We start from the raw sequence: 21,402 nt of genomic DNA on the forward strand, positions 1-21,402 counted from the left end.
ACCCTCGCATTCTTTATCAGGTGCTCATGAATGTCAAATTCGCTCCGCGCCAGTACTCGTTTTTCCTAGACTACAAAGGTTTTCTATCACGCTGAAAAGAAGACAAAAGGCTAAAAGAAAGTTCATTTTAGCCTTTTGTCAACGATCTGAAAGCATGTAGAGACATTCTACATGCTTTTATTTTCGAGGCTGTAAGATACCGCCGATTAGATCACTGATTCCGCCTCTATTTTCCTGCTGTGAGTTGGTGATTTCGTGTGAGGTACTCTGACTCTGGGGTTTGTACCGGTTATCATCTATCCCGACCCGCATTCCAGATGTTCGTTCAGATGGCTGGATAATCACAATTTGGTCCTGTTCATGAAATTCAAACAAGTAGGATTCGCCTGATGTTTGTCCAATGAACGTTTTCCAGTTCACATCTAATTTGACTTTCGGTGCTTTGCCCGTCCAAGCGACAATGGCGTCAGGGTCTACACGGCAAGGTGCTTTTAAAATCAGCGGGTTTCCATTTGTTTTGATGGCAACCTGCGCCCCGTGCCCTTGATACGAGAGCTTTGAAGTAAATAGCCCTTTCTGTGATAAAATCCCAACGCCTACTGGTGTCACGCCATAGTGACATTCTTCAGTAAAGGCAAGTAAATCTTCACTTTCCACGCTAACATGTTGCCAAGGACCGTTCGGCTCAAGATTGATGACGGTCACATGCTCGCTAGAATCAGCCAAGTAGCAAGTGCCTTGTCCACTCACTTCCATCATCTCAAGGTTTTCACCTGTTAATTTTCTGCTAATATGATTAAATACTTGGCTGACCATATTCCCTTTATTCGTCCCAAGTAATCGTTTACGGTATTGAAATGTACCTTGATCGGCAATCATAGCGCCTTTTTTGGCAAAAAAGATCCCGTTGCCTTCTGCTTGTAAGGTCAGTTCTTCGATCGTGTTGAAATGAAATCCCATTTGTGCCAGCTCCTTTCCTTTGTCAAGATGTGAATCCGTAGATGCGGCATAGGTCGTTTAAATCAAGGGTCGTACCTTGTCCGGTTGCGGTGATTTTCCATTCGTTCTCAACTCTCGTTAGTTCAGCACAAATGATGGATGTACAAAATGAATAATCCTCTGTTAATTGAAAGGTACAAATCTCCTGTTGTGTGATTTGATCTGAAAGGCGCAAGTAGGCATTGGTCACCTGTCCAAAATGGTGTGCCCGCTCGTGTGCATCATGTATCGTGGCTGTTACGACGATTTTCTGAATATCGGGTGAGACTCTGCTCAGCTGCATAATGATGATCTCATTGTCCCGATGGCCTCCGCCGACCTGATGATCACCTAGATGGCGAACAGCTCCATCTAAGCTTTGCTGCTGATGATAATAGATCAGGTGTTTTGGAGACAGAAGCTTGTCCTCTTCATTTAAGAAAAACACTTGCGTATCTAAATCAATTGGCTGACCAGATAAGTCCCAGCCAAGGCCGATATGAATTTGATCTACATTTGGATTGTCTTTTGTTAAATCTAACTTTTGTCCTTTCATGAGGTGTTTCTTCACTGCCTCAAGAGAAGCGTCTTCTTTCTCATGTTGCCTCATTGGCCATGCTTTGTTATTTTCTTGTTTTGATCCATTTGTGATGCTCATGCTGGTTTCCTCCTCGTCTGTGTAGGACAAACACTTATTGATTTACGTCATCATGGGCAAAAGGTTTCATGATTAAAATGGGATGAGGATGGAGATGATAAAAAGGTTTTAGCAAGAATACTTATTTTACATACAGACGAGATAGAAGTACTCGTTTGTTTCACTTTTCATAAAAATTCTTCAGAGAAATGTGATCTGTGGTATGATGTTTTACAAGAAGCAAGGACAGGATATGAGGGATTTCACATGCATGTATTTAAAGACTATTATCATAATACGGTCAAGCTCTCTTTTGAAGAGCAGCCTTTTTCAAGTCATCCTAAGCATGTTTGGGCTATTTGCCGCTATCAAGGAAAATGGCTACTTACTGAACATGAGGATCGAGGCTACGAGTTTCCAGGAGGGAAAGTAGAGCCAAATGAAGAAGCAGATCAAGCCGCTATACGAGAGATTCACGAAGAGACGGGTGCTGTTGTTCGTGAATTAACGTATATTGGTCAATATCAGGTGCTTGGCAGAGAGAAAGTCATTGTCAAAAATATTTATTTCGCCGATATTGAAAGGCTCGTCAAGCAGGACACGTATTTTGAAACGAAAGGACCCGTTCTTTTCGCAGACTTACCAAGATCCATCGCAAAAAATAAAAATTTCAGTTTTATTATGAAAGATGATGTCTTGAGACAAAGTCTTGCTTATTTAGAAAAGAACGGTTTGATTCGTTAAAAAAAGCGCAGGGACATGACCCTGTGCTTTTTATTTTTGCAGAAAACGGCGTTCCAGCCATTCAACAAGCTGATACATGATGGTGGCGAAGACGGCGATAATGAAAAGACTTAAGAACACGAGTGTAAAGTTGAAGACTTGAAAGCCATAGATGATCATATAGCCGAGTCCTTTTGAGGAAACAAGGAATTCTCCCACAATGACCCCAACCCAAGAAAGACCAACATTGACCTTAATGGCAGAGATCATCGTTGGAATACTTGCTGGCAAAATGACCTCACGGAAGACCGTTCTTTTTTTTGCGCCAAAGGTTTTCATGACTTTTAAATAATTCTCATCGACTTCTTGAAAGGCTGTATAAATGACGATGGTGGTAATGATCACACTGATAATGGCACCCATCGCGACAATGCTGATCATGCCTGGTCCAAGGGCAACAATTAAAATGGGGGCGAGAGCGACTTTCGGCATCGCATTTAAAATAACCAAATAAGGATCAAGGACATTTGCAAGACGGGTGGACCACCATAAGGCGGCGGCTAATAAAATGCCGCAAAAAGTACCAAGTAGAAAGCCGAGCACTGTTTCAAATAGCGTAATGCTCATATGATTAATTAATGAACCATCTGATAATTTTTGTACAAACAATTGGCAGACGGCAGATGGTGAACTGAAAATGAGCGGGTCAATCAGTCTGAAATGGCTCGCAAGCTCCCAAAGCGAAAAGAAACTGGCGAAAATGATCAACTGGTAGACTCGCGTCATGCGTTTTTCCATTCGAACTTTTTTTCGATAGGCTTCATGTAAAAGATCACTGTGTTTCAACTGTTTTCAGCTCCTTCCAAATCGTTTGAAAGAGCTCTTGGAAACTTGCTGTCTGTCTCGCTTCAAAAGGAGAGAGCGTCCTCAGATCATCTGGAACGGTAAACATTCGCTGGATAGAGCCTGGATGCTTTGAGAATAAGAAAATGCGATCACTCATCGCAATGGCTTCGCCGATGTCATGTGTGACAAGAACAGCCGTTTTTTGATAGTTTTTTAAAGTGTGAAAGACGAGGTCTTCTAATGTCAGTTTCGTCTGGTAATCTAGTGCTGAAAATGGCTCATCTAGCAGAAGCAGGCCGGGATCAACTGCAAGCGTTCGGGCGAGAGCCGCACGCTGCCTCATCCCGCCTGACAGCTCCTTCGGGTATTTTTCTTCGACATCATTGAGTCCAAGCTTTGGCAGTAAGCTAAGGGCAGCTGAGGTGGCTTCATGTGAATCTTGTTTTGCAATTTTTAACCCGAGAATGACATTTTCCTTGATCGTTTTCCATGGGAACAAATAATCTTGCTGGAGCATATAACCGATTTGATGCTCCTGTTGATTCGGTTCTTTTCCTTCGATTAAAATTCGACCTTCAGAGGGTGGCGTAATGCCTGCGATGATGGAAAGCAAGGTTGTTTTCCCGCAGCCGCTAGGACCAATAAATGAGATGAATTCACCTTGAGTGATCTCCATATTGATGTGCTGTATGGCCGTTGTTTTTTCTTTTAAAGAGAAGTATGTGTGGGTCACATGGTCAATTTGAAGGAAAGACATGTGCTACCTCCTGTTCTATTTGTGATCTGTGACCTTCTTGGCAATGGATGAATCGACAAGTTGTTTGTACGGGATAAATTCCGGCAGTTCACCACTTGCCTTCATGATTTCCTGTAATTTGTTCCATTCCTCTTCATTTAGAAGGGGATCTGTTGCATAGGAGTTCTGCTGTTTGTAACGTTTGATAGCTGTTGATAAGACATCAAGGTCTGTATCAGGAAATTGAGATTGGATTGTCTTGGCAATCTCCTCTGGGCTCTTTGTTTTGACCCATTTTTGCGCTTTGTAAATGGCACGGGTAAAGGCTTCAGCTGTCTCTTTGTTTTCTTCTAAGTAACTCTTCTTTGCCATAAAGGTGGTATAAGGCACCTTGCCGGAAGCCTCACCAAAGGAGGCGGTAATGTACCCTTTGCCTTCTTTTTCAATTAAGGAAGCTGTCGGTTCGAATAACTGCACAAAATCGCCAGTTCCAGAGGAAAAAGCACCTGAAATGTTGGCAAAATCAATATTTTGAATCATGCGAAGATCTTGTTTCAAATCAATGCCTTCTTTTTTCAGGACATATTCACCGACCATTTGCGGCATGCCGCCTTTCCGTTGTCCGAGAAAGTCTTTTCCTTTCAATTGATCCCAAGAAAATTGATTGATTTTTTCCCTCGAAACAAGAAATGTACCGTCTGTTTGTGTCAGCTGTGCAAAGTTCATGACAGAGTCTTTCGTGTCTTGTGCTTCCACATAAATAGAAGATTCAGATCCGGTCAGAGCGATATCAGCGCCGCCGGATAAGAGAGCTGTCATTGTTTTATCGCCGCCCCAAGTGGTCTTTAATTCAACCTCTAAGCCTTCATCTTTGAAAAATCCTTCGGATAGGGCGACATAAAGCGGTGCATAAAAGACCGAATGGGTCACCTCGGCTACTTGTACGGTCTGCTCTTGGTCTTTTTTACAGGCGACAAATGGAATAAAGAGCAGGACAACGAATATGAATGCCAGTCTGACTTTAATGGAACGATTCAAGAGTAATTCGCCTCCTTTGTTCTAGATCACTAATTAAAGTATGTCAAAAGGGATTTTTGGTGAGTGCCTAGATGAAATAAGAAGCGCATTGTTTATTTATAGAACGTGTCTTTTTTTCTATACTAGAAGCATGAATGCTTTCTTGAATTTGGTAGAAATAAAGGAGCGGTTTCGTGTATAGATTGAGTTGGGTATTTGTTGGTTGGTATGTAGTGGGTCTTATTTTAATGGTCTTTTTTGAAGTGCCGGCATGGCTTCAGTTTGCGAATGGTATCTTTCTTGTGCTTTACGCCTGCTGCGTCATTGAGATTGGCCGAAATATTTACGGGGCATGGAGCTTTGTGATCGTAAGAGCAGCCATTGTGGGTGTGTTGACGTTTACGGTTGAATGGGTGGGGATCACAACTGATTTTCCATTTGGGGCTTATGATTATTATCCGACGCTTGGATTTCTTGTGGCGGGAGTGCCTTTGACGATCGCTTTTGCATGGGTTGGTGTGTTTTTAAATAGTCTTTTTTTATCAAGACAACAATCGAAGTGGAAACGAGCCGTCGAAACGGGTATATGGATTGTGCTGCTTGATCTCATATTAGATCCGGTAGCGGCTGAACGAAAGTTTTGGGTGTGGTATGACGGCGGAGGTTTCTTTGGTATCCCTTTTGAGAATTTTGTCAGCTGGGGTATCATTGGAGCAGGACTTTCATTTCTGTTCCCGCTCGTTTCCATTGATCAGCAGGCATTGCGCTGGAATGGACGTATTTATCAGGCCATGGTGTTCTTCTTTGGTCTTTTAGCATTAAAGGGCGGGCTGGATGTCATTTTTTATTTAGCACTGATCATTGTCATCTTGTGTGAAGGAAGGGTTCGATTTGAAAGAAAGCGACAAAAACCGATCGTTTAGACGACTCTTTTATTTTTATCTTGAACGATATTTACTGAACAAACATTTTCGCTGTGTCATGATGAAAGGTACGGTTGACCCAGAGGAGAAGCATCCTGTTCTTTATCTTGCTAATCACAGTTCATGGTGGGATGGACTGATCATTTTTCTTTTAATAGAACAAATGTCTGAGCTGGATCATGCCATGATGATGGAAGAGAAGCAGTTGAAGCAATATGCTTTTTTTCAAAAACTTGGTGCATTTCCAGTTCATAAAGAGAAGCTGAAAAGTGTCAAGCAGGCATTAATGACCGCAAAGGAGAAGATGGAGGCTGGCGGGGCTGTGTGGCTCTTCCCGCAGGGGAAAATTATGCACCAAGACATAAGGCCGCTTGAACTGGAAGGCGGAGCTTCTTTTTTAGTCAGGCAATTTGAGCAGGTCGTCATCAAACCTGTGACGCTGCATTATACATTTAATCAATTTCAAAAACCGACGGTATCGGTTGAGTTTGGAGAAGATGTCCTAGTAGCTGGCGGATCACTTCGCAGTAAGGAAGTAACAAGTTTACTCGGAGACCTGCTTGAAACACAGTTAAACGCACATCAAGCACAGGTTATTACTGATCCGGATTTTTCAACAAACGAACAATTTAGGCAGGTGACAAGGACAAGCCGGTCAACTAGTGATGCGTTTGATTCCTTTAAAAAGTGGGTGAAAACATGGCGGTCTTCTTAATTGTCATCAGTGTTTTGCTGCTCTGCCAATTGATGTTTACGATTTGGAATATGAAGCAATTTCCTGTACTCAAGCCGGCATCTCTTTCACCTGATGAACCCATTTCATTATCGATCCTCATTCCAGCGAGAAATGAAGAAAAACGGCTGGAAGCCTGCCTTCAGTCGATTGTTGATCAGCGTCTCCATCCGAAAGAGTTGATCGTGCTGGATGATCACTCGACAGATCAGACGAGAATGATTGCAAAGGGCTTCGCAGAGACATATCCATGGATTCGTGTGCAGTCAGGTCAAGTATTGAAGCGCGGCTGGCTTGGAAAATCATATGCTTGTTCCCAGCTTGCTGAGGCAGCATCTTCTGATTGGCTGTTATTTTTAGATGCAGATGTCCGCTTAAAACAAGGAGCTATTGAAGCGGTGTACAAGCAGTTATGCATACAAAAAACGGGCATGCTTTCAGGTTTCCCAGAGCAAAAAACGGGAACGCCTTTTGAGCATCTTGTCGTTCCTATGATGATGTTTACGATTGGCTGCCATCTGCCAGTGAAGTGGGTCAAAACATCTCAACATCCTGCTTTTGCCGCAGCACATGGCGGCTTTATTGCCATTGAAAAGAACTGTTATCACGAAATAGGTGGTCATGAAGCGATCAAGGATTCGCTCGTGGATGATATGGCTTTGGCTAAACGAGTGAAAGCGAAGGGCTTTCCGTTCACACTGGCAAGTATTCATTCTTTTGTCTACATGAGAATGTATGAGAGTGGACAGGAAGTATGGGAAGGATATCGGAAAAATTTGTTCCCGGGAGTGAATCGAAGCATTGCTTTGTTAAGCAGTGTCTTTTGTTTATACTCCGTCCTTTATGTAGTTCCTGTTATTTGCTTTATGATCGCACTGATTCATTTTGATGTGGTCAATCTCTGTTTAGCCCTTCTTTGCTACGGGCTTGGTGTATCCATTAAAGCGGTCATTGATATCGAAAATGGAAGAACGTCTACGATGGCCTTTTTATTGCCTGTCAGTATCATGAGCCTGATGGCCATTGGTTTTGCTTCTATGAAAATTGGGCTGAAAAAAGAAGGCTATGAATGGAAAGGAAGAAGGTACGAATGAAAAAAGTGATCATTATTGGCGGCGGACTTGGCGGGTTATCGGCTGCGATTCGCTTACAGTCAGGCGGTTTCCAGGTCACCATTTTAGAAAAAGAAGCTTCTTTAGGCGGGAAATTACAACGCCATCAAGCGTCTGGCTACTCTTTTGATTTAGGACCGAGTACCATTACAATGAAGGCGTATTTTGAGGAAGTATTTACCTCCTGTCATAGACGAATGGAGGATTATGTGACGTTTTATCCGATTTTCCCGCTTACTAAAAACGTTTTTTCAGATGGACATACGGTCGAGTTTACGCCAGATATTGAGCAAATGGAATCACAAATTGCAGTTTTTAGTCCAGAGGATGCAAAGCGATACCGGGCATTTTTACAGGAATCGAAGAAGCTTTTTCAAATGGCAGAGGATCAGTTTTTAAATCGTTTATTATTGACCTGGAAGGATAAAGCGGATATCAAGTTAATGAAAGCCCTTCTTGCTGTCAAACCTTTTACATCCGTTCAGCGCTTGCTACGTCAATATTTTCGTCATCCTCATACATTGGCGATGTTTGGCCGGTATGCGACTTACATTGGCTCTTCTCCATACGAGGCACCTGCTATTTTTAATATGATGGCTTATTTAGAAGGAGAAAAAGGCATTTATGGTATTAAGGGCGGTACGTATCGTTTAGTTGAGGCATTTGAGACACTGGCAAAGGAATTGGGTGTCCAAATTCATCTCAATGAACGAGTCAAAAAGATTCATGTGAAGAATAAGCGAATCCAAGGAGTTGAAACGGATCAGCAGATATATGAAGCAGATCAAGTCATTGCGGGGGCAGATGCACTGACTGTTTATCGCCAATTAATTGATGAAGAAGACCGCCCGAGCTTTGGAAATCAAAAACTGGCAAACATTGAGCCATCGTTATCAGGTTTTGTTCTTTTGTTGGGCGTCCCTAAAGTCTATGAACAATTGTCTCATCACAACGTGTTTTTTCCAGAGAATTATGAACAAGAATTCAAGGATATTTTTCAGAAAAAACAGCTTCCTCATGATCCGACGCTTTACATCTGTTATTCAGGTCATTCAGAGCCAGCTTTAAGCGGAGGGCCAGGAAGAAGTAACTTGTTTGTATTGGCCAATGCGCCATATGTGACAAAAGAGCAAAATTGGGACATGCTAAAGGAGACATATGGCCAGCATATGAAAACAAAACTAAAGGAAAAGGGTCTCTTTGATCTTGACCAGCTTGTAGAATTTGAAGCGGTACAAACCCCGCTTGATTTGCAGCAAAAAACGGGAGCGTATCATGGGGCCATTTATGGCATGTCGTCAAACTCATTCAAGCAGGCATTTTTTCGCATCAATAATCAATCAAAGGATATTGAAGGGCTTTGGTTTGTTGGCGGCACAAGTCATCCAGGCGGTGGCACTCCGATGGTGACAAAATCAGGACAGCTCGTCGCAGAAACCATCATCAAGCATTTGACGTAACACCGAATGAAAAGGAGAGAATTCAAGTGATTGTGGAAAAGAGAAGATTCCCGTCGCCACATCCGCATATTCACTTATATACAGTGACATATGAGGCCGATGGACTTCGAATGAAGGGGCTGCTCGCTGAACCGGCCGGAGAAGGTCTCTATGACGGTTTTTTATATTTACGCGGCGGCATTAAAAATGTGGGAATGGTTAGACCTGGCCGAATTGTGCAATTTGCTGCGCAAGGGTTTGTCGTCTTTGCGCCCTTCTACCGAGGGAATCAAGGAGGCGAAGGGAACGAGGATTTTGCCGGAGAAGATCGGAAAGATGCATTTGCTGCATTTCAGCTGTTGAAACATCATCAAAAGGTGAAGCAGGAGCGAATTCATATCTTTGGTTTTTCCCGTGGCGGAATTATGGGCATATGGACCGCTGTTGAAATGAAGCATGAGGCCGCTTCCTTTGTGACATGGGGAGGCGTAAGTGATATGAAGCTCACCTATGAAGAACGTGTGGATATGAGAAGAATGATGAAGCGTGTAATAGGAGGTCCTCCGCATAAGGTACCAGAAGCATATGAGGCTAGAACGCCTTTGAATGATGTGCACCAAATTGAAGCACCTGTCTTAATCATTCATGGGGAGCTGGATGAGAATGTATCCATTGAGCATGCGTATTTATTAGAAGATGCACTGCGTCAGCATGGCAAGTCTGTGGAAACATGGTATTTTCACGGATATCATCATTATTTCCCGCCACAGCATAACCGGGAGATTGTCAGACGGCTGACGACATGGATGCACAGCCGAAAAGGCGGAAATGTGGTAAAATAAACGGTAGAAAGAAATATAGAAAGTAGGGGGATTTTCATTATGGGAATGCCTGTTGAATTTAATACAATGATTGTCACAAAAGGAAAAGAGACAAGAATTGAAGAAAATGTGTTTGAGCTCATGAAGGAAGGGTACCGCATTTATCCATTAAATATTCCGCTTGAGGTGCGTAAAACGAAAGACGGAGAAAAAACGGGAACAGCACATGTTGAAAAGCTGGAGCTCACAGACAATATCACGAAGGTGACGTACCGTCTTGTGTCATTGCATTCAACGAACTAAAAAAGCTGAGGGATTCATTCCCTCAGCTTTTTCCTTTTGATTAGACGAGTGGTCCGCCTTTTGCTTCAATATCACTTGCTGCATGGCTGAATTTTTTGAAGTTCTTTTTAAATTCATTTGCAAGGAAGTTTGCTTTTTCTTTGTAAGCCTCTTGATCGTCCCATGTTTTAGCAGGCTGAAGCACTTCATCTGGCACTCCCGGAATATGAAGCGGGATGTGTAATCCGAAGATGTCGTCAGTGATCATTTCAGCGTTGTCAAGATCGCCTTCGATCGCTGCCTGCACCATTGCTCTTGTATGAGCAAGATTCATTCGTTTGCCCGTACCGTAGCCGCCGCCAGTCCAGCCTGTATTCACAAGGAATACTTTTGCGCCGTGCTCATCGATTTTTTTACCAAGCATTTCAGCATAGACATGAGCAGGAAGTGGCAAGAATGGTGAACCAAAGCAAGTAGAGAACGTTGTTTCTGGTGACGTCACGCCACGCTCAGTTCCCGCTAATTTACTTGTGTAACCGCTCAAGAAGTGGTACATCGCTTGTTCTTTCGTTAAACGGCTGATTGGAGGTAAAACGCCGAATGCATCAGCTGTTAAAAAGACGATAGCAGATGGGTGACCTGCAATACTTGGTTTCACGATGTTATCAATCATTTCGATTGGGTAAGCCGCACGTGTATTTTCAGTAAAGAATGTGTCATCATAATCTGCTTCACGTGTTTCTTCATCAAGTACTACATTTTCAAGCACTGATCCGAAGCTGATGGCTTTGTAAATTTGGGGTTCTTTTTCTTCACTTAAGTTCACGCATTTTGCATAGCATCCGCCTTCAATATTGAACACACCTGTGTTAGACCAGCCGTGCTCATCGTCTCCAATCAGCTTGCGGCTTGCACTTGCAGAAAGCGTCGTTTTTCCAGTACCTGAAAGGCCGAAAAATAAAGCAACATCGCCTTCTTGACCGACGTTAGCAGAGCAGTGCATTGATAAAATATCTTGTTCAGGAAGCAGGTAGTTCATAACAGAGAAAATGGATTTTTTCATCTCTCCTGCATATTCTGTTCCACCGATCAGAATCGTCCGTTTTTCAAAAGAAACGATAATAAACGTTTCAGAGTTTGTGCCATCTGTTTCAGGATCTGCTTTAAAGTGAGGTGCAGATAAGATGGTGAAAGGTTTTTCGTTTGATGATGGTGTTGATCCATCAGGTCTGATGAATAGCTGCTTTGCAAAAAGATTGTGCCAAGCGAATTCATTTACAACTGTAATGGGCATACGGTATTTTTCGTCAGCACCGGCAAAACCATCAAAGACAAATAGTTCATCACGTTCTTTTAAGTATGACACAACCTTTGTATATAAACGATCAAATGCCTCTTTCGAGATCGGCTGATTGACTTGACCCCAATCAATTTTATGTTCAGAGTTTTCTTCTTTTACGATGAATTTATCTTTAGGCGAACGTCCAGTGTAGGCACCCGTTGTGGCGCGGACAGCACCAGTTGAAGTTAAAACGCCTTCATTACGTGCCAAAATCTTTTCAACAAGTTTCGGAACAGATAAATTTTGGTGCGTATTTTCTAATGAGAGCAATGACTGCAAATCTTCTTTTAAATCCACTGAGTTCATAAAAAAACCCTTCCTTTACCGTTGAATTTGTTTGTTTTGATTAGTATAACACATTGATAATAATAGTCTATACTATTTAAACATTTTTGTGTGTGTTTTTTCATTTCTGCTATGAAAATATGCTTTTTGGTGATGCTAATGATGAGGTGAAAAAAAGGGGAGATAATTCCTATGAACCATTGACATGACGCAAGGGTTTAAGATAAGATATCTTATTGAACGGATACTCTTATCCCGAGTTGGTGGAGGGACAGGCCCGATGAAGCCCAGCAACCGGTTTCTTATGAAAAAGGCATGAACATGCTGAGAAACCAAGGTGCTAACCTGATGCAAGGTACAAGAACACCTTGAGCGATAAGAGTGAAAGGCATGCGATCTCAGACCCTTTCCTCGCAATGAAGGAAATGGTTTTTTTTATTTTTGGGATATCATATGAACAAATTGCCAATAACATCTCTAATATAAACATGTTGAAATATAAGAGGGAACGAGTTCCGTATCATATTGGAGGCCTCATCTTGGGATGATGTGGTCTTGTACAGGAGGAAATAGCCATTATGAGTCAAAATCGTCGTTTATTTACTTCAGAATCAGTGACCGAAGGACATCCAGATAAAATCTGTGATCAAATTTCAGACAGCATTTTGGATGAAATTTTAAAGAAAGATCCAAATGCACGTGTTGCCTGTGAAACTTCTGTAACAACCGGTCTCGTATTAGTAAGCGGTGAGATTACAACGTCTACTTATGTTGACATTCCAAAGACGGTGCGTGACACGATTAAGGAAATTGGCTACACACGTGCGAAATATGGTTTTGATGCGGAAACATGTGCGGTTCTTACATCAATTGATGAACAGTCTGCTGATATTGCGCAAGGTGTAGACAAAGCGCTTGAAGCACGTGAAGGAACAATGACTGAAGAAGAAATTGATGCGATCGGTGCAGGTGACCAAGGTCTGATGTTTGGTTTTGCAAACAACGAAACTGAAGAGCTTATGCCACTGCCGATTTCTCTTGCACATAAATTATCTCGCCGTTTAACAGAAGTACGCAAGAATGAAACACTTGCATACCTTCGTCCAGACGGAAAAACTCAAGTAACAGTTGAATATGATGAACAAAACAAACCAGTTCGTATTGATACGGTGGTTATTTCTACACAGCATGCACCAGAAGTGACGCTTGAACAAATTCAAAGCGACTTAAAAGAGCATGTCATCCGCCCTGTCGTTCCAAGTGAACTGATCGATGAAGAAACAAAATACTTCATCAACCCAACAGGCCGCTTTGTTATCGGTGGACCTCAAGGGGATGCTGGTTTAACTGGACGTAAAATCATCGTTGACACTTATGGCGGGTATGCTCGTCACGGTGGCGGTGCTTTCTCTGGTAAGGATGCAACGAAGGTTGACCGTTCTGCAGCATATGCGGCTCGCTATGTAGCGAAAAACATCGTAGCAGCTGGTCTTGCAGATTCATGTGAAGTGCAGCTTGCTTATGCAATTGGTGTTGCACAGCCTGTCTCCATTTCAATTGATACATTTGGAACAGGAAAAGCCTCTGAAGAGAAATTAATTGAAGTGGTACGTGCAAACTTTGATCTTCGTCCAGCTGGCATTATTAAAATGCTTGACTTACGTCGTCCGATCTATAAACAAACCGCTGCATACGGACATTTTGGCCGTCATGACTTGGATCTTCCATGGGAAAAAACGGATAAAGCCGACACGCTTCGCAAGGAAGCATTAGGAGAATAACAACATACAAAACCGCTTATTTTAAGCGGTTTTCCTTTTGATTAAAAAAAATTCTACAAAAAGCGTAAAAATGTGAAACAAAATTGGACAAAATACTGTCTAATTATAGGTCTACTTTTAAGAAATAACATAACGTGGAGGCAATAATATGTGTGGGTTTGTTGGTGTATTTAATCACCGTCCATTGTCCGAAACTACTGAGCAGGAAGAGTTAATTAAGCAAATGAATCGTCTCATCGTTCATCGAGGTCCGGATGATGAGGGGTACTTTCATGATGAGCATGTAGGATTTGGATTTAGACGTTTAAGTATTATAGATGTTGAACACGGAAAGCAGCCGCTTTCTTATGAAGATGAAAAATATTGGATTATTTTCAACGGAGAAATTTATAACTATGTGGAGCTGAAAGAAGAGCTTGTGAAAAAAGGCTATACGTTCAGCACAGATTCTGATACGGAAGTCCTTCTTGCCACATATCGCCACTATAAAGAAGAAGCGGCATCGAAGCTTCGCGGCATGTTTGCCTTTTTAATTTGGGATAAAGAAGCGCAGTTATTATATGGCGCAAGAGATCCTTTCGGCATTAAACCGCTCTATTTTACACAAATGGATGACCAAGTGTACTTTGCTTCTGAACGCAAAAGCTTAATGGCTGTGAATGAGAACATTTTATTTGATGAGACTGCTTTGCAGCAGTACATGTCTTTTCAGTTCGTTCCTGAGCCAAATACACTTGATCAAAAAGTGCACAAAGTTGAGCCAGGTCATCAGTTTACACTGCGTCCAGGCCAAGACATTGCATTTAAGACTTACTGGAAAGTTCAATTCAAACCTGAACAAACACAAGAGCAGAAATTAGTAGAAGAAGTACGTGATGCTATCTATGATTCTGTAAAAGTCCACATGAGAAGTGATGTGCCTGTTGGTTCATTCCTATCAGGTGGGATCGATTCTTCTTTCATCGTGTCGGTCGCAAAGGAATTTCACCCTGAACTGAAGACATTCTCTGTTGGTTTCCAGCAGGATGGATTCAGTGAGGTAGATGTAGCAAAAGAAACAGCTGATAAGCTGGGATTGCAAAACTTTAGTGCTGTGATTTCTCCTGAGGAATATATGAATGAGCTTCCAAAGATCGTCTGGCATTTAGATGATCCTTTGGCTGATCCAGCGGCGATTCCATTGTATTTCGTAGCAAAAGAAGCGAAAAAACAAGTCACAGTTGTTCTTTCAGGTGAGGGAGCAGACGAGCTATTCGGTGGATATAATATTTACCGTGAGCCGCTGTCTCTAAAGCCTTTTGAATCTGTACCATCCATGCTGAAAAAGCTTCTTCTTCGTCTGGCTCGTTTAATGCCAGAAGGAATGAAAGGGAAAAGCTTTATCGTTCGCGGCTGTACGCCATTAGAGGAACGTTATATCGGCAATGCGAAAATCTTTGAAGAGCCAGTGAAGAAAAACCTCTTAAAGCAGTATGATCCGAACATCACGTATCGTGACGTGACGAAAACATACTTCGAGGAAAGTGCAGGCTACAGTGATATTAACAAAATGCAATATGTTGATATCCATACGTGGATGCGCGGGGATATCCTGCTGAAAGCAGATAAGATGACAATGGCCAATTCTCTTGAGCTTCGTGTTCCATTCCTTGATAAGGTCGTATTTGAAGCAGCTTCTAAAATTCCAGAAGAGCTGAAAACGAAAGACGGCACAACGAAATATTTATTGCGTAAAGCAGCAGAAGGCATTGTGCCGGACCATGTGTTAAACCGTAAAAAACTAGGTTTCCCTGTTCCAATTCGTCATTGGCTGAAAAATGAGATGAACGCTTGGGCGAAAGATATCATTAAAAACAGTCAGACAGATGAATACATTAACAAGGCATATGTTCTTGATTTATTAAATGATCATTGTGCTGGAAAAGCCGATCATAGCCGTAAGATTTGGACTGTCCTGATCTTTATGATCTGGCATAGCATCTATGTAGAGCGCAGCATTGATCCAGAACAGTTGAATCACCAGCCGAAAGAAGTTATTTTTAGCTAATGAAAAAGGTTTTCAGCTTTGTGCTGAAAACCTTTTTTGTCATGATAGAAAGTGGTGGAAAAGGGTAAAATAACAAGCGGTACACAGTTATTGCTTAATATCCTGAAAAAAACATGATAAAGTGAAGATACATGTATGATGTTAACGCGATAAAAGGGAACGATAGTATTGTCCTTTTTCTACATATTCTCTGCGGATACGATCCATGTCTTGGATATCTTCATCTGTTAACTGGCGAACGACTTTGGCTGGACGGCCAAAAGCGAGTGAACCTTTTGGGATGACTTTTCCTTGCGGGACAAGGCTACCTGCACCAATAAAGGCTCCTTCGCCAATTTCCGCACCATCGAGAATGATGGATCCCATGCCAATGAGGGCATTTTTTCGAATGATACAGCTATGTAATGTGACTTGGTGTCCAATGGTAGCACCATCTTCAATAAGAAGTGTTTTTCCAGGACTTTGATGCAGACAGGATAAGTCTTGAATGTTGACGTTTTTTCCAATTCTCACAGGAGCTACATCGCCTCTAATGACCGTTTGGAACCAAACGCTTGAATATTCTCCAATTGTGACATCACCTGTAATGGTGGCATTTTCTGCAACAAAGACCGATTCATGAATCTCAGGTGTAAACTGATGATATGGATAAATCACTTTTTCGACTTCCTTTCTTAATACAACATTTGTGAGGTGTTTACTTTGTGGACTTGGCATGCTGAAAGACCGGTTGGTACAATTGTCATTGTACATGGTGCTAGTGAATATCATGGCCGATATAAATGGCTGATCGAAATGTGGCGAAATGCAGGCTATCACGTCGTCATGGGTGACCTGCCTGGGCAAGGGACATCGACACGTGCGAGAGGCCACATTCGTTCTTTTCAAGAATACATTGATACAGTCGATGAATGGATTGAACATGCGAAGTCGTTCAGACTTCCGACATTTTTACTTGGACATAGTATGGGGGGACTGATTTCGATTGAATGGTTCAAGCAGTATACCCATACGAAGATTGATGGCCTTATTTTATCATCACCTTGTTTAGGTCTGCAATTTAAACCGAAGAAGCTGATGGATTTTGCGTCAAAAGGGCTAAATGTGCTGGCGCCGTCTTTTAAAGTCGAATCTGGGCTGTCGATCGAACTTGCCACACGGAATCAAGATGTGATTGAGGCGGATTCGAATGATTCGCTTTATGTGACGAAGGTGTCGGTTCGCTGGTATCGAGAACTGGTCAAAAATATCGATGCGGCGATGCAGCCTACGAATGTCTTTCGGTCGATTCCGCTCCTGCTCATGCAGGCAGGCGATGACAAGATTGTAGATAAAACAAGAGTGATGAAATGGTTCAATGGCATTGAATCAACCAATAAATCATACCGTGAATGGGAAGGGCTTTATCATGAAATTTTTAATGAGCCCGAGCGAGAAGATGTGTTTAAGGCGGCAAGAGCCTTTACTGATCAATATATTTGATTGTGAGCTTAAGTTGGGGGTGGATTGATTTGTCAGTACCAGAACGTCCTTTTGCACTGATGACGAAGGTGTATAAAGATATTTTTCCGCTAGTTCATCAGGAGCTAAAAAAGTGGCGGGCTCATGCAGAAATGATTGAAAATGAAGAACTGAGAACGCAGGCACTAGCGAGCATATCCAGTAAAACCTTTCACTGTGAAGGCGGGGGAATTTTATCTCTTCTTGCAGGTGAAGCGAAGGAAACGTGTATTGAATTCATTGTGGCGTACCAAACGATTAGCGATTACTTAGATAACTTGTGTGACCGCAGTACATCACTTGATCCAAAGGATTTTCATATGCTGCATCAAGCGATGAGAGATGCACTCGATATTCATGCGGAGCTTAAGCCGTACTATCAATTCCGTGATGATCAAGAGGATCATGGATATCTGCATGCGCTTGTTAGGACATGCCAAAATGTGTTATCACGTCTAGCGCATTATCCGATCATTCAGCCCTATTTACATACGCTGTGTGATTATTATAGTGATTTACAAGTACATAAGCATGTGGTTCCTCATGAGCGTGAACCTCGATTAGAGTCATGGTTCCGCCAGTATGAAAAGGATTTACCGAAGATGGAGTGGTATGAGTTTTCCGCATGTGCAGGATCAACGCTGGGCATTTTCTGTCTTGTGGCTTATGCACTGCAGCCTGATTTTACAGAGAAGCAGGCGAAGCAAATTTACGAAAGTTATTTCCCTTATATTCAAGGTCTGCACATCTTACTGGACTATTTAATCGACCAAGAAGAGGACAGGCTGGAAGGCGATTTGAATTTTTGCTCGTACTACAACTCTCATCATGAGATGATGGATAGACTACAGCATTTTATTGAAAAAGCGGATGAACAGCTGAAAGGCATTCCACACGAGAATTTTCACAAACTAATCAATAGAGGGTTACTTGCGGTCTATTTGTCTGATGAAAAAGTGACAGCCCAAAAAGAGATGAACAAGCTGGCAAAGCGGTTGATCAAATCAAGCGGGAAAACATCGTTCTTTTTCTATATCAATGGCAGAGCCTATCGCACCTATCAGAAAATGCCTTGGATGAAATCTTCATAAAGGATAAAGTAAGCTCATCAGCTTGTAGAAAACAAAATGGTTTTCTACAAGCTTTTTTGTTTTGAACGGTTTTGCTTGGGCGATGTACACTTTTTAAGGCGAACCATGATCAGACGTATCCTCTTTTTTCGTTACAATCCTCTTATTTGCTGCCGATATTATTCTTAGTGTACGAAAAATAGGAGAAAAGCATGGATAGAATGAATCGTATCTACTCCTTATGACGTATATTTGTTGAAAAACTTAAAAAAGGGGAAGGTCGAATATGTCATTTTTTAAAAAGTTTGCAGCAAGTGTAGGAATCGGTGCAGCAAAAGTGGATACAATTTTGGAGAAAGATGCGTATGAACCGGGAGAAGAAGTAAAGGGAACAGTCCATGTGAAGGGCGGAAAAGTGCCTCAAGATATTCGCTATATTGATTTAAAGTTGAAAACATGGTACACCATTGTAAAAGATGATGAAGAGCAACGAAAACACACAACCATCCATTCTGTCCGAGTGACTGAATCATTCACGATTCAGCCTGCGGAAGCTCAGCAGTTTACATTCTCGTTTCACCTTCCTCTTGATACACCAATGACTGTAGGTAAAGTAGAGGTTGCTGTTGTGACAGACCTTGATATTCAAGGTGGTATTGATAAATTTGATCATGACCGCATTTTTGTAAACGCACACCCTTGGGTGAATCGTGTGCTTGAAGCTGTTGGAAACTTAGGCTTTCACCTTCATGAAGCAGACTGCGAAGAAGCACCTTATTTTAGGCGCCGCCTTCCCTTTGTTCAAGAATTTGAGTTCATACCGACTTCCGACTATTATCGTCAAATGCTTGATGAGTTAGAGGTGATTTTCTTCATTGATGAAGAGGGGTTAGATATCATTTTTGAAGTCGACCGTAGAGCAAGAGGGCTGCGTGGCTGGCTGGAAGAAATGTATAATGACGGAGAACAGCTTGTACGTGTCCGCTTTACTCAATCAGAGCTTGCAGATGCAGAAGAGCTGGAAGTAGTGCTTGAAGAAATCATTGACCAATACGCTTATTAAATAATAAAACTCAAATCCATTAAGAGGATTTGAGTTTTTTTTCGATGGCTACCACAAAGGGCGGATCGTTTTGAATATTCATGTATTGATAAGATATTACCTGTACTTCTTCGTGATGGAGTGTTTTGCAATAATCAAGAAGGATGTCCTTCTCTTTTTTTCCTTCGGGATGACCGTGGTAAATCACAAGAACGATAAGACCTCCAGGCTTAAGCCAATCCATGAGCTGTTTGATCGCTTCAATGGTCGTATGTGCCTGAGTCGTGACGGTTTTATCGCCTCCTGGTAAATATCCAAGATTGAACACTGCACCAGATATGTGGCCATAAGCATCCGCTGGCAGATGTTCAGCAAGTTGTTCATGTCCGTCATGGATCAGGTGAACGTTTGGATAGTGCTCACCGAGTCTTATGCTTGTTTGCTCAATGGCTTCCTTCTGTACATCGAATGCGAAAACTTGTCCATCTCTCCCGACAAGGTCAGCTAAATAGCGTGTATCATGGCCATTTCCCATCGTTGCATCAATGACAATATCGCCTTTTTGACAAGCACGTTCTAACAGCTCTTTACTAAAAGGGAGCATCCGTTTTAAAATCATTTTGCCGCTTCTTCCAATCTGACGAAGCGTTTGCCCTGGTAGCTGTTACGTCTTTCAAGCTCAGCATTAATGGCATTGAGCACTTCCCATTTATTCACACTCCACATTGGACCTACCATTAATTCAATGGGACCATCGCCTGTAATACGATGAATAATCATTTCTGGGGGCAGGATCTCCAGCTGATCACAGACAAGCTGGACATATTCCTCTTGGCTGAGAAACTCTAGTTTGCCTTTCTCATATTGCTTTACCATCGGTGTTCCTTTTAACAGGTGAAGTAGATGAATTTTAATTCCTTGCACATCTAAATCAGCGACAGCTTTTGCTGTTTCCATCATCATATCTCGGTTTTCAAGAGGAAGACCGTTGATGATATGTGAACAGACTCGAATGCCATGTTTTCGCAGTTTTTCTACACCTTTTACGTAGCATTCATAATCATGGGCACGGTTGATGAGCATCGCTGTCCGCTCATGCACAGTTTGTAGACCAAGTTCAACCCATAAATACGTCCGTTCGTTTAACTCAGCTAAATATTCCACCACGTCATCTGGCAGGCAATCAGGTCTTGTGGCAATCGATAAACCAACCACTCCATCCAGATTCATGACGGTTTCGTATTTTTCTTTTAAAACAGGAAGCGGCGCATGTGTGTTTGTGTAAGCTTGGAAATACGCCATGTATTTTCCGTCTTTCCATTTTGTATGCATCCGATCCTTGATTTCATTAAATTGAGTGATGAGATCATCCGCCCGGTTCCCTGCAAAATCACCAGATCCTGCTGCGCTGCAAAATGTGCAGCCTCCATGTGCGACAGTACCATCACGGTTTGGACAATCAAAGCCGCCGTCTAATGCGACTTTAAATACTTTATGACCAAAGTGCTCACGCAAATGATAATTCCATGTGTGATAACGTTTTTCGCTGTTTGAATATAAAAAAGGGTTATGCTGATCCAAGTCAGTAACCTCCTTGCATAATAATAGGCATCCTTAAAGTTTAACAAAAATCACGAAAGAGGACAATTGAATCTGTCCAACATTTTCTTTAGTGAAAAAGCTTTACGTGGGCAAAATAGGCGAGAGCAATGATGAAATGGAGGGATGGCTAGATGGCAACTAGAAAATCAATCGATGAATTTGTCCAAAAAAGCACTGAGACTCTTGAGTTTGCAAGCGAACAGTTTGATTTGAGCTCTCGCCAAGAACATTATAACGTAGAAGAATTTTCAAAAGCGCAGCTCATGCTTGAGGATGCGGTGAATGAATTAGAAAAGTTAAAAGATGTCGCCAATGATCAGCAAAGAGAACGTTTAGACAGAACGCGTGTACAAATTCAAAGTCTTCAAAACCAAATGATTTTGGGTATTTCATACGATAACGAATGATGAACAGATCCTTCTTTTAAGGGTCTGTTTTATTTTTTGGCTGTTTTCGCAAAGATTGTTGTTTTTGGATATATATTTG

Annotated in this window: 22 protein-coding genes and 1 riboswitch; of the genes, 13 read left to right on the forward strand and 9 right to left on the reverse strand. The window is 42.0% G+C overall.

Annotated elements, in window-relative coordinates; genetic code table 11:
• Window positions 1-177: 177 nt before the first annotated feature.
• Complete coding sequence (locus ES896_RS05660; protein ID WP_008342947.1) at window positions 178-960, reverse strand: AIM24 family protein; 783 nt, start codon at window positions 958-960, stop codon at window positions 178-180.
• 22 nt (window positions 961-982) lie between these two features.
• Window positions 983-1,636, reverse strand: a complete 654-nt coding sequence (locus ES896_RS05665) for a TerD family protein (protein ID WP_060781319.1) — start codon at window positions 1,634-1,636, stop codon at window positions 983-985.
• A gap of 246 nt (window positions 1,637-1,882) precedes the next feature.
• On the opposite strand from ES896_RS05665, the gene ytkD reads away from it, so the two are divergent.
• On the forward strand, window positions 1,883-2,359 hold the full coding sequence (gene ytkD / locus ES896_RS05670; RefSeq protein WP_008342951.1) for an RNA deprotection pyrophosphohydrolase: 477 nt from the start codon (window positions 1,883-1,885) through the stop codon (window positions 2,357-2,359).
• 30 nt (window positions 2,360-2,389) lie between these two features.
• Here ytkD and ES896_RS05675 read toward each other — a convergent pair whose 3' ends face one another.
• The 3 genes from ES896_RS05675 to ES896_RS05685 are packed head-to-tail and all read right to left on the reverse strand — an operon-like array spanning window position 2,390 to window position 4,958.
• A complete protein-coding gene (locus ES896_RS05675; protein WP_370529235.1) occupies window positions 2,390-3,136 on the reverse strand; it encodes an ABC transporter permease in 747 nt (248 codons plus the stop codon).
• A gap of 34 nt (window positions 3,137-3,170) precedes the next feature.
• Window positions 3,171-3,941, reverse strand: coding sequence for an ABC transporter ATP-binding protein (locus tag ES896_RS05680; RefSeq protein ID WP_008342956.1), 771 nt, complete (start codon window positions 3,939-3,941; stop codon window positions 3,171-3,173).
• 15 nt (window positions 3,942-3,956) lie between these two features.
• A complete protein-coding gene (locus tag ES896_RS05685; RefSeq protein WP_041093363.1) occupies window positions 3,957-4,958 on the reverse strand; it encodes an ABC transporter substrate-binding protein in 1,002 nt (333 codons plus the stop codon).
• Window positions 4,959-5,131: 173 nt separating this feature from the next.
• Between ES896_RS05685 and ES896_RS05690 the strand changes: the two genes are divergently transcribed.
• Genes ES896_RS05690 through ES896_RS05715 form a run of 6 tightly spaced genes read left to right on the forward strand, consistent with a single transcriptional unit; the run spans window position 5,132 to window position 10,268 of the window.
• Window positions 5,132-5,860: a carotenoid biosynthesis protein gene (locus tag ES896_RS05690; RefSeq protein WP_017358367.1), complete on the forward strand. Its 729-nt coding sequence runs from the start codon at window positions 5,132-5,134 to the stop codon at window positions 5,858-5,860.
• Entirely contained in the window at window positions 5,829-6,575 is a 747-nt protein-coding gene (locus tag ES896_RS05695; protein ID WP_017358366.1) for a lysophospholipid acyltransferase family protein, read from the forward strand. The genes ES896_RS05690 and ES896_RS05695 overlap by 32 nt, the downstream gene beginning before the upstream one ends.
• Complete coding sequence (locus ES896_RS05700) at window positions 6,560-7,687, forward strand: glycosyltransferase family 2 protein (protein WP_135226540.1); 1,128 nt, start codon at window positions 6,560-6,562, stop codon at window positions 7,685-7,687. The genes ES896_RS05695 and ES896_RS05700 overlap by 16 nt, the downstream gene beginning before the upstream one ends.
• Window positions 7,684-9,165: a phytoene desaturase family protein gene (locus ES896_RS05705; protein ID WP_135226541.1), complete on the forward strand. Its 1,482-nt coding sequence runs from the start codon at window positions 7,684-7,686 to the stop codon at window positions 9,163-9,165. The genes ES896_RS05700 and ES896_RS05705 overlap by 4 nt, the downstream gene beginning before the upstream one ends.
• A gap of 26 nt (window positions 9,166-9,191) precedes the next feature.
• Window positions 9,192-9,986, forward strand: a complete 795-nt coding sequence (locus ES896_RS05710) for an alpha/beta hydrolase family protein (protein ID WP_008342969.1) — start codon at window positions 9,192-9,194, stop codon at window positions 9,984-9,986.
• Between the two features lie 39 nt (window positions 9,987-10,025).
• Complete coding sequence (locus ES896_RS05715) at window positions 10,026-10,268, forward strand: DUF2584 domain-containing protein (RefSeq protein ID WP_017358362.1); 243 nt, start codon at window positions 10,026-10,028, stop codon at window positions 10,266-10,268.
• A gap of 40 nt (window positions 10,269-10,308) precedes the next feature.
• Here ES896_RS05715 and pckA read toward each other — a convergent pair whose 3' ends face one another.
• The gene (gene pckA / locus ES896_RS05720; RefSeq protein ID WP_007501908.1) at window positions 10,309-11,895 is read right to left on the reverse strand and encodes a phosphoenolpyruvate carboxykinase (ATP); all 1,587 of its coding nucleotides are present in this window, start codon (window positions 11,893-11,895) and stop codon (window positions 10,309-10,311) included.
• 226 nt (window positions 11,896-12,121) lie between these two features.
• Window positions 12,122-12,256, forward strand: a riboswitch (SAM riboswitch).
• Window positions 12,257-12,452: 196 nt separating this feature from the next.
• Here pckA and metK point away from each other — a divergent pair.
• Window positions 12,453-13,655, forward strand: a complete 1,203-nt coding sequence (metK, locus tag ES896_RS05725; protein WP_008342973.1) for a methionine adenosyltransferase — start codon at window positions 12,453-12,455, stop codon at window positions 13,653-13,655.
• A gap of 148 nt (window positions 13,656-13,803) precedes the next feature.
• Window positions 13,804-15,702, forward strand: a complete 1,899-nt coding sequence (gene asnB, locus ES896_RS05730) for an asparagine synthase (glutamine-hydrolyzing) (RefSeq protein ID WP_008342976.1) — start codon at window positions 13,804-13,806, stop codon at window positions 15,700-15,702.
• Between the two features lie 141 nt (window positions 15,703-15,843).
• Here the strand turns inward: asnB and ES896_RS05735 are convergent, their stop codons facing one another.
• Window positions 15,844-16,359 (reverse strand): gamma carbonic anhydrase, encoded by a 516-nt coding sequence (locus tag ES896_RS05735; protein ID WP_135226542.1) that lies wholly within the window; start codon window positions 16,357-16,359, stop codon window positions 15,844-15,846.
• 45 nt (window positions 16,360-16,404) lie between these two features.
• Here ES896_RS05735 and ES896_RS05740 point away from each other — a divergent pair, with 45 nt between their 5' ends.
• The 3 genes from ES896_RS05740 (at window position 16,405) to ES896_RS05750 (ending at window position 19,335) form a co-directional block, all read left to right on the forward strand.
• Window positions 16,405-17,184, forward strand: coding sequence for an alpha/beta hydrolase (locus ES896_RS05740; protein WP_019743683.1), 780 nt, complete (start codon window positions 16,405-16,407; stop codon window positions 17,182-17,184).
• Window positions 17,185-17,213: 29 nt separating this feature from the next.
• Entirely contained in the window at window positions 17,214-18,293 is a 1,080-nt protein-coding gene (locus ES896_RS05745; RefSeq protein WP_019743684.1) for a tetraprenyl-beta-curcumene synthase family protein, read from the forward strand.
• Between the two features lie 265 nt (window positions 18,294-18,558).
• Complete coding sequence (locus ES896_RS05750) at window positions 18,559-19,335, forward strand: sporulation protein (protein WP_135226543.1); 777 nt, start codon at window positions 18,559-18,561, stop codon at window positions 19,333-19,335.
• Window positions 19,336-19,354: 19 nt separating this feature from the next.
• On the opposite strand, the gene mnmM is transcribed toward ES896_RS05750, so the two are convergent.
• Window positions 19,355-19,933: a tRNA 5-(aminomethyl)-2-thiouridylate-methyltransferase MnmM gene (gene mnmM / locus ES896_RS05755; RefSeq protein ID WP_008342985.1), complete on the reverse strand. Its 579-nt coding sequence runs from the start codon at window positions 19,931-19,933 to the stop codon at window positions 19,355-19,357.
• Window positions 19,930-20,895 (reverse strand): tRNA modification radical SAM protein MnmL/YtqA, encoded by a 966-nt coding sequence (gene mnmL, locus ES896_RS05760; RefSeq protein ID WP_008342987.1) that lies wholly within the window; start codon window positions 20,893-20,895, stop codon window positions 19,930-19,932. Before mnmL ends, mnmM begins: the two co-directional genes overlap by 4 nt.
• A 152-nt stretch (window positions 20,896-21,047) precedes the next feature.
• Between mnmL and ES896_RS05765 the strand changes: the two genes are divergently transcribed.
• Window positions 21,048-21,323: a YtzC family protein gene (locus ES896_RS05765; protein ID WP_008342989.1), complete on the forward strand. Its 276-nt coding sequence runs from the start codon at window positions 21,048-21,050 to the stop codon at window positions 21,321-21,323.
• Window positions 21,324-21,402 lie beyond the last annotated feature (79 nt).

This window comes from Bacillus sp. 005/A4HT-01/001 (assembly GCF_004634445.1).
Lineage (GTDB): Bacteria > Bacillota > Bacilli > Bacillales > Bacillaceae > Bacillus > Bacillus altitudinis.

Bases quoted from the DNA above. Each gene is read 5' to 3' on its own strand.
- mnmM (WP_008342985.1), bottom strand. From the start codon at position 19,933: ATGATTTTAAAACGGATGCTCCCTTTTAGTAAAGAGCTGTTAGAACGT.
- metK (WP_008342973.1), top strand. From the start codon at position 12,453: ATGAGTCAAAATCGTCGTTTATTTACTTCAGAATCAGTGACCGAAGGA.
- ES896_RS05675 (WP_370529235.1), bottom strand. From the start codon at position 3,136: ATGGAAAAACGCATGACGCGAGTCTACCAGTTGATCATTTTCGCCAGT.
- ES896_RS05660 (WP_008342947.1), bottom strand. From the start codon at position 960: ATGGGATTTCATTTCAACACGATCGAAGAACTGACCTTACAAGCAGAA.
- ES896_RS05700 (WP_135226540.1), top strand. From the start codon at position 6,560: ATGGCGGTCTTCTTAATTGTCATCAGTGTTTTGCTGCTCTGCCAATTG.
- ES896_RS05665 (WP_060781319.1), bottom strand. From the start codon at position 1,636: ATGAGCATCACAAATGGATCAAAACAAGAAAATAACAAAGCATGGCCA.
- ytkD (WP_008342951.1), top strand. From the start codon at position 1,883: ATGCATGTATTTAAAGACTATTATCATAATACGGTCAAGCTCTCTTTT.
- ES896_RS05765 (WP_008342989.1), top strand. From the start codon at position 21,048: ATGGCAACTAGAAAATCAATCGATGAATTTGTCCAAAAAAGCACTGAG.
- asnB (WP_008342976.1), top strand. From the start codon at position 13,804: ATGTGTGGGTTTGTTGGTGTATTTAATCACCGTCCATTGTCCGAAACT.
- ES896_RS05715 (WP_017358362.1), top strand. From the start codon at position 10,026: ATGGGAATGCCTGTTGAATTTAATACAATGATTGTCACAAAAGGAAAA.
- pckA (WP_007501908.1), bottom strand. From the start codon at position 11,895: ATGAACTCAGTGGATTTAAAAGAAGATTTGCAGTCATTGCTCTCATTA.
- ES896_RS05680 (WP_008342956.1), bottom strand. From the start codon at position 3,941: ATGTCTTTCCTTCAAATTGACCATGTGACCCACACATACTTCTCTTTA.
- ES896_RS05750 (WP_135226543.1), top strand. From the start codon at position 18,559: ATGTCATTTTTTAAAAAGTTTGCAGCAAGTGTAGGAATCGGTGCAGCA.
- ES896_RS05705 (WP_135226541.1), top strand. From the start codon at position 7,684: ATGAAAAAAGTGATCATTATTGGCGGCGGACTTGGCGGGTTATCGGCT.